The organism is Actinomyces bowdenii (genome assembly GCF_017592395.1).
GTDB classification, from domain to species: domain Bacteria; phylum Actinomycetota; class Actinomycetes; order Actinomycetales; family Actinomycetaceae; genus Actinomyces; species Actinomyces bowdenii.
The window spans coordinates 34,272-49,865 of record NZ_JAGFOU010000008.1; the positions used below are offsets into that span (position 1 = coordinate 34,272).

Consider the following 15,594-nt stretch of genomic DNA (forward strand, 5'->3'; position numbering starts at 1 on the left):
CATGTTTTCGGGGTGTTGTCCCCCCGCGGGGGGGGCGGCCCGGCCCCCCCCCCCCCCCCCCCCGCCCCCCCCCCCCCCCCGGTGGGCGCCGGTGCGCCTGTCGGGGATGCCAGTCCAGTAAGATTTCCAACATCCATCAGTAGAGACTCTCGGCGTCGCTGCGGTTAGCATGTGCTAGTCGAATCACGACGAAGAGAACTACCCGAGTCCCAGGAGGGCACCAGTGGCCAAGGCCAAGTTCGAGCGGACCAAGCCGCACGTCAACATCGGAACGATCGGTCACGTCGACCACGGCAAGACGACGCTGACCGCCGCCATCTCCAAGGTTCTGCACGACGAGTACCCCGAGCTGAACCCGTTCACCCCCTTCGACGAGATCGACAAGGCTCCTGAGGAGCGCCAGCGCGGTATCACCATCAACATCGCGCACGTCGAGTACCAGACCGACAAGCGCCACTACGCGCACGTCGACGCCCCTGGTCACGCCGACTACATCAAGAACATGATCACCGGTGCCGCCCAGATGGACGGCGCCATCCTGGTGGTCGCCGCCACCGACGGCCCCATGGCCCAGACCCGTGAGCACGTGCTCCTGGCCCGCCAGGTGGGCGTCCCCGCCCTGCTCGTGGCCCTCAACAAGTCCGACATGGTGGACGACGAGGAGCTGCTCGACCTGGTGGAGATGGAGGTGCGCGAGCTGCTGTCCTCCCAGGACTACGACGGCGACGAGGCTCCGGTCATCCGCGTCTCCGCCCTCAAGGCCCTGGAGGGCGACGCCGAGTGGGCCGGCAAGATCAAGGAGCTCATGGACGCGGTCGACGAGTTCATCCCGACTCCCGAGCGCGACATGGACAAGCCCTTCCTCATGCCCATCGAGGACGTCTTCACCATCACCGGCCGCGGCACCGTGGTGACCGGCCGCGTGGAGCGCGGCAAGCTGCCGATCAACTCCGAGGTCGAGATCCTGGGCATCCGCGAGGCCCAGAAGACCACCGTCACCGGCATCGAGATGTTCCACAAGCAGATGGACGAGGCCTGGGCCGGCGAGAACTGCGGTCTGCTCCTGCGCGGCACCCGCCGTGAGGACGTCGAGCGCGGCCAGGTCGTGTGCAAGCCCGGCTCCATCACCCCGCACACCGAGTTCGAGGGCCACGTCTACATCCTGACCAAGGACGAGGGCGGCCGTCACAACCCCTTCTACTCGAACTACCGTCCGCAGTTCTACTTCCGGACCACCGACGTCACCGGCGTCATCACCCTGCCGGAGGGCACCGAGATGGTCATGCCCGGTGACACCACCGAGATGTCCGTCCAGCTCATCCAGCCCATCGCCATGGAGGAGGGCCTCGGCTTCGCCATCCGCGAGGGTGGCCGCACCGTCGGCTCCGGCCGCGTCACCAAGGTCATCAAGTGATGATCTGATCCGGTCGATACGACCACTGCCGGCCACTGAGACCGGCTCATGACAGTCCCCCGGGCCCATGAGGGCCCGGGGGACTGCCGTCTGCGCAGGACAGGGTGCCGCGTGCCGCACCCCGGTGGCGGTACCGGCCTTGCGAGGGCGCGCGCCGGGTGAGCCGTGATCCTCGCGAGATGCGGGCACGGATGCCGAGATGGCCGTGTGATACTCACGGTCGCGAATGCATATCTTTGATTGCAGAGGCATAATTATCGGTCTTCCACTCCTTCGGGTGCACTAGATTGCGGTACAGACCAAAGAGCGGGCAGGCGTCAACGACTGAGGCAGCCGCTCACCGCACCTCTTCTTATTCACCGTCGGAGCAGAATTCATGACCGGGCGATTGAGTCACCGCTCATTCCTCAAGGGCCTGACAGGCCTGCTGGCGGCATGCCTCGTCCTCCTCCTGGCGGCCCAGGGCCCCAGCCGCGTGGAGGCGGCTCCGGCCGGCGTTCCCGCCGGCGCTCTGCCCGCCGTCTTCGCCACCGGTGGTGAGGGCCGCTTCAAGGACAGCATCCAATGGCTCCAGTGGGCCGACTACTCCCAGTTCGCGGGCAGGGCCAAGCCCAATGTGCCGGTGCTCGACTACGGCCAGACCCGCAGCTTCACCAACTACCGCGACATGGGCGAGGCCGGCAGCCTCGTCACCACCTGCACCCTGTCGGACCTGACCTTCCACGGCCATGATGGCTCGGTCATCCCGCATTGGCTGGCCAAGGGCCCGCTGGTGGCCACGATCCCCGGCACCTGGGCCGGAGATGTCCTGGACAATCTCTACAACGTGGGCGGCCCGGCCACCTGGCGCAATGGCAGCGCCACATGGAGCCCGGGCCTGACCTACCCCCAGGACTACACCAACCACAACCAGATGGTGGTCGGCCTGGCCAACGGGTACGCCTACAACGGGAACAAGACCTGGAACGGCAAGCACCACTGGGAGGACGGCATCGATAGGACGCCCACGGGCGGCTACTCCGATGTGAGCGTCTCCGTCAGCTGCTCGGCCGAGCTGCGCGGTGCCGATGGGAGCAGCCGGAGCGTGCCCCTCAACGGCCTGGTCTTCGCCGATGCCGAGGCCTCCTCGGCCCAGTCCACCGGGCCCCAGGCCCACCAGGCCGAGTGGGTGCAGGCGGCTGTCGCGCCGGGAACGCCGGTGAGTTGGAGGCTGCTGGATCGGATGCGCTCCCAGGGCTGCCCCACGACCTCGCGCGCCAACTTCTGGGAGAACAGGCTCATCCGCCTCAACCCCAGTGGGGATGAGTGCGTCTACCAGAACGGTGGGGACTACCTCTACCCCAACGGTGTGGGAGGACCAGCGGCGGTGGTCTTCATGGAGGGCGCCACCGAGGCGGAGCTGCGGATGCAGGGGGGCGGCTACTCCGCCGTCGCCCTGGGCCTGGTCATCGCCACGGACTTCGGGGACGCTCCCGCCTCCTACGGCACGGCCTCCTCCCTGTTCCAGCCCACCTGGAACGGGGGAGAGCTCACCCGCGAGGGCATGGACCTGTTCACCGAGGTCGAGCCAGCCACCATGACGGGAAGCGGCACCATGCTCGGCCAGCATATCGACTCCGAGCGCGGCTCCCAGTTCAGTGACGGGGCCGATGCCGACGATGCGGCGCTGTCCCCGGACGATGAGGACGGCGTGGCCCTGCCCGACGGGGGCATCCAGACCGCCCCCGGTCAGCGCTTCACCCAGGAGGTCAGCTGCACCGGCCCGGGCCGGGCCGCCGGGTGGATCGACTGGAACCACAACGGCGTCTTCGACGCCGCGGAGAAGAGCGATGAGGTCCACTGCCCCGAGACGACCCAGCAGGTGCCGCTGACCTGGACGGTCCCCCGGGATGTGCTGCGCTCGGTGGATGGAGAGAACGGCAGCCAGTCCGAGACCTACATGCGCGTGCGGGTCACCGCGGACACCGGCGCCCTCCAGCCCACGGGCACCACGGCCTCCGGTGAGGTGGAGGACTACCGCGTCGCGGTGCGGGTGCCCACCATCGAGCTCGTCAAGGAGGTCAGCGGCGCCTACGCCGGAGACCTCCCCCTGCTCCCGGCCAAGGCCTGGACGCTGACCGCCCAGGGCGGGCGCGGCACCGCCGCCCCCAACCGGGTCCAGGGGGAGGGGCGCAGCGGGATCACCGTGGTGGGCCGGGGCACCTACACCCTGTCCGAGAGCGCGGAGGGGGCGGCGGCCAGCGGCTATGAGGCCGAGGAGTGGGCCTGCCTGGAGACGGAGGGGACGGTGCGGCCGCCGGGCTCCTCCGCCCCGGCGCCCGCACTGGGTGACAGCCTGCGGATCACCGGCACCGAGCGCATGACCTGCACCATCATCAACCGGGCCAAGCCGGCCACCCTGACCTGGCAGAAGGTCGATGAGGATGGCGCCACTCCCCTGGGCGGCAGCCGGTGGCTGCTCAGCGGCCCGGGGCTGCCCGCCCCGGTGGAGATCGAGGACTGCCAGGAGGCCGGGAAGTGCCTCTCCGGCGAGCTCGACACTCCCGTGGATGTGGATCCCGCGCCGGGGGGCTTCAGGGTCGAGCGCCGGGTGTGGGGCGTCTACACCATGACCGAGTCCCAGGCGCCCCAGGGCTATGTGCCCTTCGAGGGGACGGTGTGCTTCAACCCCGCCGCGCCCTCCCTGGAGGGCCTGGACGCCAGGACCCTGCCCGATGCCTGCACCCCCTGGCCGGAGAGCTACCAGCCCAGCCTGACCGCCACCGTTCAGGACGGGGAGGCCATCCAGGAGGGCCGGATCACCAACCGCCGCGACTCGGGGTCGGTGACCTGGAGGAAGGCCGATGAGGGCGGCGCCGCCCTGGGGGGCTCCTTCTGGACCCTCACCGGTCCTCCGGGAACCGGCATCAGCGTGGAGATCGCCGACTGCGTGGCCGATGCCGGCGCGTCCTGCCCCTTCCCCGAGGGAGCCTCCCATTACGACTCCGACCCCGCTCAGGGAGCCTTCCGGGTGACGGGGCTGCCCCTCAACGACCAGTCCTACCGCCTGGTGGAGTCCGAGGCGCCGGCGGGCTACCGCCTGGACCCCGGCTCCCACACCTTCACCATCACCGCTGCGGCCAGGGACCACGCCTTCACCGACCCCTTCGTCAACCACAAGACCTCTGTCCCCTCCATCCCGCTGACCGGTGGGCGCGGAGCGCACGTCTTCCTCATCGCGGGGGCCGTCCTCGGCGGCCTGGCCCTCGCCGCCGCAACTGTGAGGAGGATCCGCAGCCGCACAGCACAGCACTGACCCCCTGCCACCGGCGCCCCCCGGCGCCGCGCACAGGACCCGGCCCCGCCTCGCGGGGGACGGTCGTGGCACACGTATATCGATCCCTCATCCCACTCCTCGATGCGCGCCCTCCCCGGCGACGCATGACGAAAGGAATCCCAAGACATGACAACCTCCGTCTCCACCCTGGGGCGCCGGGCTGTTGCCGCAGCCGGGATCGCCGCCGTGGGCCTGCTCGGACTCAGCCCCGTGGCTGCGGCCGAAGACGCCAACTACGGCAATATCAAGGAGAATGCGACCGGCTCCCTGACCATCCACAAGCACATCCAGAACGATGGCACCCAAGGAACCGTTGACGGCCAGGGAGCCGTCGAGGGCGGCCAGCCGGTGGCTGGTGTCCAGTTCACCGCCTACCCGATCACCGACATCGACCTCACGACCGCTGACGGATGGAACAAGGTGACCGAGCTGGCCAGGGACGGCGCGATATCGGATTCCGCGTGTACCGCGCCTGGCGGGCCAGCACTGGCAAACCGCAATGTCGACAACGCCAATGGCATCACCTCGGGTGACACCAATGGTCAGGGCATCGCCACCATCGGCAACCTGGCGGTTAAGGCCTACCTCGTCTGCGAGACCAAGGTTCCCAGTGACATTGTGCAGAAGGCCAAGCCCTTCGTCGTCACCATCCCCTACGCGAACACCGCTCCGGGCCAGGAGGGCAACTGGCTCTACGATGTCCATGCCTACCCCAAGAACGAGCGCATCGCGGTCAGCAAGACCATTGAGGACCAGCGCAGGAACGGCTACGCCGTCGGCTCCTTGGTCAAGTTCCCGGTGACCTCCACCCTGCCCACCCTGGACGAGAAGGCCCACTACAAGTACTTCCAGTTCAAGGACGTCATGGACAGTCGGCTCACTGATCTGAGTGTGCCCGAGGTGACGCTCAATGGGGCAACTCTGACCGATACTTCGGACTACAACGTGTCGGTCACCGGGCAGACCGTGACAGTCACCTTCACTGCCGCGGGCCTGGCCAAGCTCAAGGCCGCTGCCGGCCAGGAGGTCAAGGCCACCTTCCAGGGCAAGGTCACCAGCGTCGGCAATGGTACTATCCCCAACACCGCTCAACTCATCAGTGACACCGTCTACGCCGATCAGCCTCCGACTCCCGAGAACCCGCCGCAGAACCCGGATACTCCTCCCACAACCCCGGAGGTCAACACCAAGTGGGGAGATCTGACGATCAAGAAGGTTGATGGTCAGGACACCGCCAGCAAGACTGGCCTCAAGGGTGCGGAGTTCCAGATCTACAACGCCGCTGCGCCGTACGCGGGTACCTGCGATGGGGCCGCTAAGGCCGGAAATCCCTTGAGTGTTAATGGGCAGACCACCCTGACCACGAATGACCAGGGAATTATCAATGTTGATGCCCTGTTCGTCTCGGACTCGGTGGTTGATGGTGCTCGTGACAACCAGCCTGGAGCCACCCAGCGCTGCTACGTGCTCGTGGAGACCAAGGCCCCTACCGGATATGTTCTGCCGAACCAGGTTGAGACCCCGGTGACCATCAAGGTCGGCCAGGTCACTGACGACAACATCACCATCGAGAACACCAAGCACGCCGTGCCCAACCTGCCCCTCACCGGTGCTGCGGGCAAGGTCCTGCTCACCGTGGCGGGTGCGGCACTGCTCATGGTCGCCATCGGCTCGGTCCTGGTCTCCCGCTACCGGGAGCGCAAGCGGGCCTCGCTGTGAGCCCTGAGGGATCCTGAGCCCAGGCCCCCGGCGGGTGCGCTCGGCGGTCGGATGATGAGTCCGGCCGCCGAGCGCGCCCGCCGGGCCCACCACCGGGGTGGCGGGTCCGGCACCCCGGCCGCATCGATCCCGTAACAAATCGCCGGCGGGGCCCTCGGCGGCCGCCCCGGGCACATCGGCCCGGGTAGCGTCCTGATCGTCCACTGCCCCGCCGGCGGGCGACCCCGCCGGTGGCCCTGACCTGCCGCGTGGCCTTCCGCCCGCACGCCCCGGGCGGGGCGCCGCAGGCCCGGGCCGCGCCGGGACGCGGCCCCGCCATGACCCGCCGGGGCCCGCGCCCATCCGTCCCATCCCATCGTCCTGGAGGAAACCGACCGTGTCCGCCCATCGGTGGCAGCGCCCCCGCGTGCTGCGGGCCCCCATGCCCCTGGAGGCGGGCGAGCCCCGCCCTCGGCCGGGCCGGGTGCTGACCGCGCTCATCCTGGTGCTCCTGGTGCTGGGCGCGCTGCCCGCCATCCTCCAGCCACTCCCGGCCCAGGCCGTCCAGGGCAACCCCGCCGGCGGCCTGGGGCGCTACCCCCAGGTCATCGACTGGGTCGACTGGACCGATGGCGGACCCGTCGTCCTGGGGGCCGGCGGCAGCTACACGCGCTGGTCGACGCCGACCAGGGCCTCCGAGAGCCCCGTTACCTGGCGCTCCTCCCAGTGCACCCTGTCCGAGGCCAGCGCAGACCTGTCCGTGGGCTATGACCCGGGCACCTGGCGCGGTGACGGGCTGGCGCGCCTGTACAACAACGGCGCTAACTACAGCAACGGCCAGAGCGGGCGCAGCACCAGGAGCGGGCTGCCCATCGGCATCGCCACCAATGGCCGCTCCTCACCCGCCAACCCCCAGACGCTCACCTTCACCGTCTCCTGCCGCACCTATCTCGTCTTCTCCGAGGCCCAGCCGGATCAGGCCACGATCGAGGCCCTGCCCAAGCGGGAGATCCCCATGGCCGGCATGGTGGTGGCCGACGCGGAGTCCTCCAACTGGGATGCGCGCCGGGGCGCGGGGGAGTCGATCACCGCCCAATCCGACGTCGGGCGCTACCGGCTGCTGGAGTCCCATCGCGACGAGCAGTGCACGACCAACTCCCGGGGCGCGTGGAACACCTTCACGGACGCGACGGGAACCAGCCGCACCGGCCTGCGCCTGCATTCCGAGAACGCCCAGTGCGGTGCACGCCGAGGGGGGTGGGGGCCGGTCTCCGTGCTGTTCGTCGACGGCGCCTCCACCGTCAGGGCTCAGATGGTCGCCCAGGGGAAGTCTGCCATGGCCTTCGGTGTGGTGGGCTACATGGACTTCGGCGATGCCCCCGAGTCCTACGGGGTGGCGGGCTCGGTCTTCCAACCGACATGGACCGGCGGCCTGGTGGGCACCGATATCCGCTCCGACGCCTGGTTCTCCACCACCTTCAACCTCACCGCGGACGCGACGGCCGGCAACGTGGCCGTCGCGGGCCCCCCGGCCACGAGGCTGGGCGCCCTGACGGATGCCGAGGCGACCGCGCGCTCCTCGGCCGATGCGGCGGGGGACGACCAGGACACCGGTGCGGTGGGCACTCCTGGGGCCAGCGACGAGGACGCCCTGGGGGCCAATGTCCAGCTCAGCGCCAGCCAGGGGCAGTCCTTCCGCCAGGAGGTGGCCTGCACCGGGCCGGGCCAGGTGCGCGGCTGGGTCGACTGGAACCGCGACGGCGCCTTCGACCCCTCCGCAGAGGCCAGCACCCAGGTCGACTGCCAGGGATCCTCGGCGACCATCGAGTGGGTGGTCCCCGCCGACGCCCTGCGCTCGGTCCTGGGGGAGGAGGGCAGCGCCTCGACCTACATGCGCCTGCGCATCTCCGACGACAAGGGGGAGGATGGCGCGCCGGCGGCACTGGAGCCCACAGGCATCACCGGCTCGGGCGAGGTGGAGGACTACACGGTCTCCGTCTTCGCCCCCGTGCTGACCCTGATCAAGAAGGTCGATGGCACCGCCGCCGGGGCCGGAGCCCTGGAGGCCTCCCAGTGGGAGCTGAGCGCCACGCCGCAGGGCGCCGATGCCCCCGTGCTGTCCGGGGCCGGTGCTGTGCCGCAATCGCCCATCGCACCGGGGTCCTACACCCTCGCGGAGATCTCCAACCACCCCATGGCCGCGGGCTACCAGCCCCAGGGCTGGACCTGCTACCAGACCCCGGGCACGATCACCCCCGAGGGCTACACCTACACCTCCTCCGACGGCGCGGTCTCCGCCCCCGGCCAGGCCACGGCCGACATCGTCATCAACAACCAGGACCGGGTCACCTGCGAGGTGGTCAACACCGCCGTGCCGGCCAATCTCACCTGGACCAAGACCGACGAGGGGGGAGAGCCCCTGGGCGGCTCGCAGTGGGATCTCACACCGGTCGACCCCCAGGGCCAGGCGCTCCAGGTGACCGACTGCGTGGGGAGCTGCGAGGCCGGCTCGCAGGACACCGACCCCGCCGAGGGCGGCTTCCGGGTCACCGGCCTGCCCTGGGGCACCTACTCCCTGACCGAGACCGCCGCCCCGACGGGCTACCAGGCGAGTGATGAGGCCAAGCGGGCCGTGGTCGACGGGCGCACCCCGGGGCTGACCGCGGACCTGGGGCGGATCATCAACGAGCGGATCACGGGCAGCGTCTCCTGGACCAAGACCAATGACACCGGCACCCCGCTGGGCGGCTCGCAGTGGACCCTGACGCCGACCGACCCCGGGGGCGCGGAGCTGACGATCACCGACTGCGTGACCGCCTGCGCCGAGAACTCCCTGGACACCAACCCCGAGGAGGGGGCCTTCACCCTGGGGAGCCTGCCCTACGGCACCTACTCCCTGGTGGAGGCCGTGGCGCCCACCGGCTACCGGCTCGACACTACCCCCAGGGCAGTGACGGTGACCACCCAGGGCCAGAGCATCGAGCTCGGCGACATCGTCAACAGGCGGATCATCGGGACCCTGACCTGGCGCAAGACCGATGAGGGGGGCGCGCTCCTGGGCGGCTCGGAGTGGCTGCTGATCATCGACGACGCCGAGCGGCGCTCGGCCAGGATCACCGACTGCGTGGGCGTGTGCGCCGGGGGCTCCCTGGACACCAACCCCGAGGCGGGCGTCCTCACCGTCGGCGGCATCCCCCACGGGGAGTACCTCCTGGTGGAGGCCGTGGCGCCCACCGGCTACCGGCTCGACACCACCTCCAGGCCGGTGTCCGTGACCACCCACGACCAGGTGGTCGATCTCGGCGACATCGTCAACAGCAAGTCGATCGTCCCCAGCATCCCGCTGACCGGCGGGCGCGGAGCCCACCTCTTCCTCATCGCCGGCGCGGGGGTCTCGTCCCTGGCGGCCCTGGCCGCCCTGGTCAGGAGGCGCCGCCACCGCCGGGAGCGGGACTGAGCCGGACCGCACCCTCCACCCCGCCGACGCGGGCCGTCCCCACTGGCCACCACCGCTCCGCCCCCAGCCCCGCACGACAGGAACGACGCATGCCGATGCGCCACCGCAACCCCCCGACCGGACGGGCCCCCGGCCGCCGGCGCCGCTGGCGCCTGTCGGCCTTCTCCCTCATCGTGTGCCTGATGGCCGAGGCCGGGATGCTGCTCCTGGCCTACCCGACTGTGGCCGCGTGGTTCTCCCAGTACAACCAGTCCCAGGTCACCGGCAACTACGAGGCCCAGGTCGCCGACGCCTTCCCCGACGCCGCCACCCAGCTGGCCCAGGCCCGTGCCTACAACGACGCCCTGTCCGTGGGCGCCGTCCTGGAGGCGGGCACCAACGTGCCCACGGGGGAGGGTGCCTCCCAGGACGAGTCCCTGGACTACAGCACGATCCTGTCGGCCAGCCCCGAGGGGCTCATGGCCCGCCTGCGGATCCCCGTCATCGACCTGGACCTGCCCGTCTACCACGGCACCTCCGATGAGACCCTGCTCAAGGGCCTGGGCCACCTGGAGGGCACCTCCCTGCCCGTGGGCGGCCCCGGCACCCGCTCGGTGGTCACCGGTCACCGCGGGCTGGCCGACGCCACGATGTTCACCCACCTGAACCGCGTGGGGGAGGGGGACACCTTCTCCATGGAGGTCTTCGGGGAGGTCCTGGTCTACCGCGTCATCGAGACCCGCGTGGTCAACCCCGATGAGACCGAGGCCCTGCGCGCCCAGGAGGGCAGGGACCTCATGACCCTGGTGACCTGCACGCCCCTGGGCATCAACACCCACCGCATCCTGGTCACCGGCGAGCGCGTCTTCCCCACGCCCCAGGAGGCGATCGACGCCGCCGGGGCCGAGCCCGACGTGCCCCACTTCCCCTGGTGGGCGGTGGCCCTGGCCGCCGGCCAGATCGTGCTGGGGCTCTACCTGTGGCGCACGGGCCGCGGCGCCGCCAGCCGCGGCCCTGGCAGTCGCGCCCCCCGTCCGGACCAGGCGGGGGCCGCCGGCGCCCGCCGCTCCGCCACCGGCGCAGCGGCTCCCATCGGCCGGGGCCGACGGGAGCCGCATGAGCGCGACACGCCCGAGCGCGGGGACCGGGTGGGCGGTCTCACAGGACTGGACCCCTCCTCCGGGTTCCAGTCCGGGGCCGGGCGCTGATAGCGTTGTTCGGCCGGTGAGGGGCTCCCCTCCTCACGGCCGCATCCCGGGCCCCGCCCGGGAGTCCAGTCTGACGGGCCGGTCCTCCGATCGGGTTCCCGTGTGTCCAGACCGGTCCGCATCCTGGAGAGCCCTCCAGGGGCACGTGCGCGTCGCAGAGCGACACGCCCGAGCGCGTGGACCGGCAGAAGCAAGTACAAGAGAGGTTAGGCGCCATGGCGGGACAGAAGATCCGCATCCGGCTCAAGTCCTACGACCACGAGGTCATCGACTCCTCGGCGCGCAAGATCGTCGACGTCGTGACCCGCGCAGGCGCGACGGTCGTGGGCCCGGTGCCGCTGCCGACCGAGAAGAACGTGTTCTGCGTCATCCGGTCGCCGCACAAGTACAAGGACAGCCGCGAGCACTTCGAGATGCGCACGCACAAGCGGCTGATCGACATCGTCGACCCGACGCCCAAGGCCGTCGACTCGCTCATGCGACTCGACCTGCCCGCCGACGTCAACATCGAGATCAAGCTCTGAGGATCGCCATGACAACGCTTCACACGCCGGCTGCCGCCGCGCCTGCCAAGGCGCTGCTCGGCATCAAGCTCGGCATGACCCAGATCTGGGATGAGGACGGGGTCCTGCGCCCCGTCACCGTCGTGCGGGTCGACACCAACGTCGTCACCCAAATCCGCACCATCGAGACCGATGGCTACGAGGCCGTCCAGCTCGCCTTCGGCGAGATCGACGAGCGCAAGGTCACCAAGCCCCTGGCCGGCCACTTCGCCAAGGCCGGGGTCGCCCCCCGCCGCCACGTCGCCGAGGTGCGCACCTCCCTGGCCGGCGAGTTCACCCCCGGCCAGGAGCTGGGCGCCGACACCTTCGAGGTCGGCCAGCTGGTCGACGTCACCGGCACCTCCAAGGGCAAGGGCTTCGCCGGCGTCATGAAGCGCCACGGCTTCGCCGGCGTGGGCGCCTCCCACGGCGCCCACCGCAACCACCGCAAGCCCGGCTCCATCGGTGCCTGCGCCACCCCCGGCCGCATCTTCAAGGGCCTGCGCATGGCCGGCCGCATGGGCCACGCCAAGCGCACCGTGCAGAACCTGAGGATCCGCGGCGTGGACGTCGACAAGGGCGTCCTGCTCGTCAACGGCGCCATCCCCGGCCCCAAGGGGTCGGTCGTCGTCGTCCGTACCGCCGTGAAGGGAGCCTGAGACCATGACTGAGGCACTCACCGTCGACATCGTCGACTCCAAGGGCGTGAAGACCGGCTCCGTCGACCTCCCCGCGGAGATCTTCGACACCGAGCTCAACATCCCGCTCATGCACCAGGTCGTCGTGGCCCAGCTCGCCGCGGCCCGCCAGGGCACGCACGCCACCAAGACCCGTGGCGCGGTGCGCGGCGGCGGGCGCAAGCCCTACCGCCAGAAGGGCACCGGCCGCGCCCGCCAGGGCTCGACCCGCGCCCCCCAGTTCGTCGGCGGAGGCACCGTCCACGGCCCCCAGCCGCGCGACTACAGCCAGCGCACCCCCAAGAAGATGAAGGCCGCCGCCCTGCGCTCGGCCCTGTCGGACCGCGCCCGCAACGGCCGCATCCACGTCATCACCGAGTTCGTCACCACTGAGGCGCCCTCCACCAAGGCCGCCCTGGCGGCCCTGCGCAACCTCACCGAGCGCAAGGCGCTGGTCGTCGTCTCCCGCGAGGACGACCTCAGCCGCCTGAGCCTGCGCAACGCCCCCGAGGCGCACGTGCTGTGGGCGGACCAGCTCAACACCTACGACGTCCTCAACTCCGACGACGTCGTCTTCACAGCCGACGCCCTGGACGGCTTCCTGGGCAAGGGCGAGGAGGAGTCCAAGTGAGCCTCGAGAAGTCCAAGAACCCCCGCGACGTCATCATCGCGCCGGTCGTCTCCGAGAAGTCCTACACCTGCATGGACCGCGGCCAGTACACGTTCATCGTGGCGCCGAGCGCCAACAAGACCGAGATCAAGCAGGCCGTCGAGGCGATCTTCTCGGTCAAGGTCGACTCGGTCAACACGATCAACCGCAAGGGCAAGCGGCGCCGCACACGCACCGGCATGGGCAAGTCGAAGGACACCAAGCGCGCGATCGTCACGCTGCGCGAGGGCACCATCGACATCTTCGGCGACGTCTCCGAGTGACCCGGAAGGTAGAGGATCGATATGGGAATCCGTAAGTACAAGCCCACGACCCCGGGTCGTCGCGGCTCCTCCGTGGCTGACTTCGTGGAGATCACCCGCAGCACGCCCGAGAAGTCACTCGTGCGCCCCCTGCACAAGACCGGTGGTCGCAACTCCAGTGGCCGCATCACCACCCGTCACAAGGGCGGCGGCCACAAGCGCGCCTACCGCGTCATCGACTTCCGCCGCCACGACAAGGATGGCGTGCCCGCCAAGGTCGCGCACATCGAGTACGACCCCAACCGCACCGCGCGCATCGCCCTGCTGCACTACGCCGATGGCGAGAAGCGCTACATCATCGCCCCCAACAAGCTGCGCCAGGGCGACGTCGTCGAGTCCGGCCCCACCGCGGACATCAAGCCCGGCAACAGCCTCCAGCTGCGCCACATCCCCACCGGCACCGTGGTCCACGCCGTGGAGCTGCGCCCCGGGGGAGGGGCCAAGATCGCCCGCAGCGCCGGGACCTCGGTCCAGCTGGTGGCCAAGGAGGGCAAGTACGCGCAGCTGCGCATGCCCTCCGGCGAGATCCGCAATGTCGAGGCCGCCTGCCGCGCGACCATCGGCGAGGTCGGCAACGCCGAGCAGTCCAACATCAACTGGGGCAAGGCCGGCCGCATGCGCTGGAAGGGCGTGCGCCCGACCGTGCGCGGTGTGGTGATGAACCCCGTCGACCACCCGCACGGCGGTGGTGAGGGCAAGACCTCCGGAGGTCGTCACCCCGTCTCCCCATGGGGCAAGCCCGAGGGCCGTACCCGTCGTCCGAACAAGTCCAGCGACCGCCTCATCGTGCGTCGTCGTCGGACCGGCAAGAAGCGCTGATAGGAGCCCGATATGCCGCGTAGCCTGAAGAAGGGTCCCTTCGTCGACGACCACCTCCAGAAGAAGGTGGACGCCCAGAACGAGAAGGGCACCAAGAATGTCATCAAGACCTGGTCCCGCCGTTCGGTGATCACGCCGGACTTCCTCGGACACACCTTCGCCGTCCACGACGGCCGCAAGCACGTCCCGGTCTTCGTCACCGAGTCCATGGTGGGCCACAAGCTCGGCGAGTTCGCTCCGACCCGCACCTTCCGCGGGCACGTCAAGGACGATCGCAAGTCGCGTCGCTGACGCCGTCGGAAGCTAAGAGAGGCAGAGAACTATGGAAGCCAAGGCGCAGGCCAAGTACGTGCGCTGCACGCCCATGAAGGCTCGCCGCGTCGTGGACGTCGTCCGCGGCCAGCGCGCCGTCGAGGCCGTCAACGTGCTGCGATTCGCACCGCAGGCCGCTGCGGTGCCAGTGCGCAAGGTCGTCGAGTCCGCCATCGCCAACGCTCGCTTCAAGGCCGAGCGCGACGGCGAGCGCTTCGACGAGAACGACCTGTTCATCATCGAGGCATTCGCTGACGAGGGCCCCACCCTCAAGCGGTTCCGCCCGCGCGCCCAGGGGCGCGCCAGCCGGATCCTCAAGCGGACCAGCCACATCACCATTATCGTCGGCGAGAAGGCCGACTCCGCACGCAAGGAAGGAGCCCGGTAATGGGGCAGAAGGTCAACCCGACCGGGTTCCGCCTGGGCATCACCACGGACCACCGCTCGCGCTGGTTCGCCGACTCCACCAAGCCCGGTCAGCGCTACCGCGACTTCGTGGAGGAGGATGTCAAGATCCGCCGCCTCATGGAGGACGGCATGGAGCGCGCGGGCATCTCCAAGGTCGACATCGAGCGCACTCGCGACCGCGTGCGCGTCGACCTGCACACCGCCCGCCCGGGCATCGTCATCGGCCGCCGCGGCGCCGAGGCCGAGCGCCTGCGCGGACAGCTGGAGAAGCTGACCGGCAAGCAGGTCCAGCTCAACATCCTGGAGGTCAAGAGCCCCGACTTGGACGCCCAGCTCGTGGCCCAGGGGATCGCCGAGCAGCTGGCCTCCCGCGTCTCCTTCCGCCGCGCCATGCGCAAGGGCATGCAGTCCGCCATGCGTGCCGGCGCCAAGGGCATCCGGGTCCAGTGCTCGGGCCGCCTGGGCGGTGCCGAGATGAGCCGCAGCGAGTTCTACCGCGAGGGCCGCGTGCCGCTGCACACCCTGCGGGCCAACATCGACTACGGCTTCTACGAGGCCAAGACCACCTTCGGCCGTCTCGGCGTCAAGGTGTGGATCTACAAGGGCGACCTCACCGAGCGCGAGTTCGCCCGCCAGCAGGCCGAGTCCGGCTCCCGCGGGCGCGGCGGCCGTGGCGAGCGCCGCGGCGGGCGCCGTGGCGATCGCGGAGCGCGTCAGAACAGCGAGCAGCAGGCCGAGCAGGCGCCGGCCGCCGAGAACGCTGCCGCCGAGCAGGGAACGGAGGCCTGAGCC

Annotated in this window: 13 protein-coding genes; all 13 read left to right on the forward strand. The window is 70.0% G+C overall.

Translation table 11 applies throughout. The features are described from left to right. Positions 1–223 precede the first annotated feature (223 nt). Positions 224–1,414: an elongation factor Tu gene (gene tuf / locus J5X07_RS04955; protein WP_124932653.1), complete on the forward strand. Its 1,191-nt coding sequence runs from the start codon at positions 224–226 to the stop codon at positions 1,412–1,414. Positions 1,415–1,802: 388 nt separating this feature from the next. Beyond that, entirely contained in the window at positions 1,803–4,709 is a 2,907-nt protein-coding gene (locus tag J5X07_RS04960; RefSeq protein ID WP_208478880.1) for a CshA/CshB family fibrillar adhesin-related protein, read from the forward strand. A 147-nt stretch (positions 4,710–4,856) separates the two neighbouring features. After that, positions 4,857–6,449, forward strand: coding sequence for a SpaH/EbpB family LPXTG-anchored major pilin (locus tag J5X07_RS04965; protein WP_208478881.1), 1,593 nt, complete (start codon positions 4,857–4,859; stop codon positions 6,447–6,449). A gap of 376 nt (positions 6,450–6,825) precedes the next feature. After that, the gene (locus J5X07_RS04970) at positions 6,826–9,885 is read left to right on the forward strand and encodes a CshA/CshB family fibrillar adhesin-related protein (RefSeq protein ID WP_208478882.1); all 3,060 of its coding nucleotides are present in this window, start codon (positions 6,826–6,828) and stop codon (positions 9,883–9,885) included. Positions 9,886–9,974: 89 nt separating this feature from the next. After that, positions 9,975–11,072 carry a class C sortase gene (locus J5X07_RS04975; RefSeq protein WP_208478883.1) on the forward strand — a complete coding sequence of 366 codons (1,098 nt, stop codon included), beginning with the start codon at positions 9,975–9,977 and terminating at the stop codon, positions 11,070–11,072. A gap of 215 nt (positions 11,073–11,287) precedes the next feature. Further along, the gene (gene rpsJ / locus J5X07_RS04980; RefSeq protein ID WP_003786051.1) at positions 11,288–11,596 is read left to right on the forward strand and encodes a 30S ribosomal protein S10; all 309 of its coding nucleotides are present in this window, start codon (positions 11,288–11,290) and stop codon (positions 11,594–11,596) included. Positions 11,597–11,604: 8 nt separating this feature from the next. Next, positions 11,605–12,273, forward strand: coding sequence for a 50S ribosomal protein L3 (gene rplC / locus J5X07_RS04985; protein ID WP_208478884.1), 669 nt, complete (start codon positions 11,605–11,607; stop codon positions 12,271–12,273). A 4-nt stretch (positions 12,274–12,277) separates the two neighbouring features. Next, entirely contained in the window at positions 12,278–12,922 is a 645-nt protein-coding gene (gene rplD, locus J5X07_RS04990; protein WP_124932648.1) for a 50S ribosomal protein L4, read from the forward strand. Continuing rightward, positions 12,919–13,224: a 50S ribosomal protein L23 gene (gene rplW, locus J5X07_RS04995; protein ID WP_124932647.1), complete on the forward strand. Its 306-nt coding sequence runs from the start codon at positions 12,919–12,921 to the stop codon at positions 13,222–13,224. Before rplD ends, rplW begins: the two co-directional genes overlap by 4 nt. A gap of 21 nt (positions 13,225–13,245) precedes the next feature. After that, complete coding sequence (gene rplB, locus J5X07_RS05000; RefSeq protein WP_124932646.1) at positions 13,246–14,082, forward strand: 50S ribosomal protein L2; 837 nt, start codon at positions 13,246–13,248, stop codon at positions 14,080–14,082. Positions 14,083–14,094: 12 nt separating this feature from the next. Next, positions 14,095–14,373, forward strand: a complete 279-nt coding sequence (gene rpsS / locus J5X07_RS05005) for a 30S ribosomal protein S19 (RefSeq protein ID WP_008729396.1) — start codon at positions 14,095–14,097, stop codon at positions 14,371–14,373. A gap of 31 nt (positions 14,374–14,404) precedes the next feature. Then, positions 14,405–14,782, forward strand: a complete 378-nt coding sequence (rplV, locus tag J5X07_RS05010) for a 50S ribosomal protein L22 (protein ID WP_124932645.1) — start codon at positions 14,405–14,407, stop codon at positions 14,780–14,782. Further along, complete coding sequence (gene rpsC, locus J5X07_RS05015) at positions 14,782–15,591, forward strand: 30S ribosomal protein S3 (RefSeq protein ID WP_124932644.1); 810 nt, start codon at positions 14,782–14,784, stop codon at positions 15,589–15,591. The genes rplV and rpsC overlap by 1 nt, the downstream gene beginning before the upstream one ends. Positions 15,592–15,594 lie beyond the last annotated feature (3 nt).

What these genes read in the sequence shown, in the direction of transcription:
- J5X07_RS04965 (WP_208478881.1), top strand. Translation starts at nt 4,857, where the DNA reads ATGACAACCTCCGTCTCCACCCTGGGGCGCCGGGCTGTTGCCGCAGCC.
- J5X07_RS04975 (WP_208478883.1), top strand. Translation starts at nt 9,975, where the DNA reads ATGCCGATGCGCCACCGCAACCCCCCGACCGGACGGGCCCCCGGCCGC.
- rpsJ (WP_003786051.1), top strand. Translation starts at nt 11,288, where the DNA reads ATGGCGGGACAGAAGATCCGCATCCGGCTCAAGTCCTACGACCACGAG.
- rplC (WP_208478884.1), top strand. Translation starts at nt 11,605, where the DNA reads ATGACAACGCTTCACACGCCGGCTGCCGCCGCGCCTGCCAAGGCGCTG.
- rplD (WP_124932648.1), top strand. Translation starts at nt 12,278, where the DNA reads ATGACTGAGGCACTCACCGTCGACATCGTCGACTCCAAGGGCGTGAAG.
- rplB (WP_124932646.1), top strand. Translation starts at nt 13,246, where the DNA reads ATGGGAATCCGTAAGTACAAGCCCACGACCCCGGGTCGTCGCGGCTCC.
- rpsS (WP_008729396.1), top strand. Translation starts at nt 14,095, where the DNA reads ATGCCGCGTAGCCTGAAGAAGGGTCCCTTCGTCGACGACCACCTCCAG.
- rplV (WP_124932645.1), top strand. Translation starts at nt 14,405, where the DNA reads ATGGAAGCCAAGGCGCAGGCCAAGTACGTGCGCTGCACGCCCATGAAG.
- rpsC (WP_124932644.1), top strand. Translation starts at nt 14,782, where the DNA reads ATGGGGCAGAAGGTCAACCCGACCGGGTTCCGCCTGGGCATCACCACG.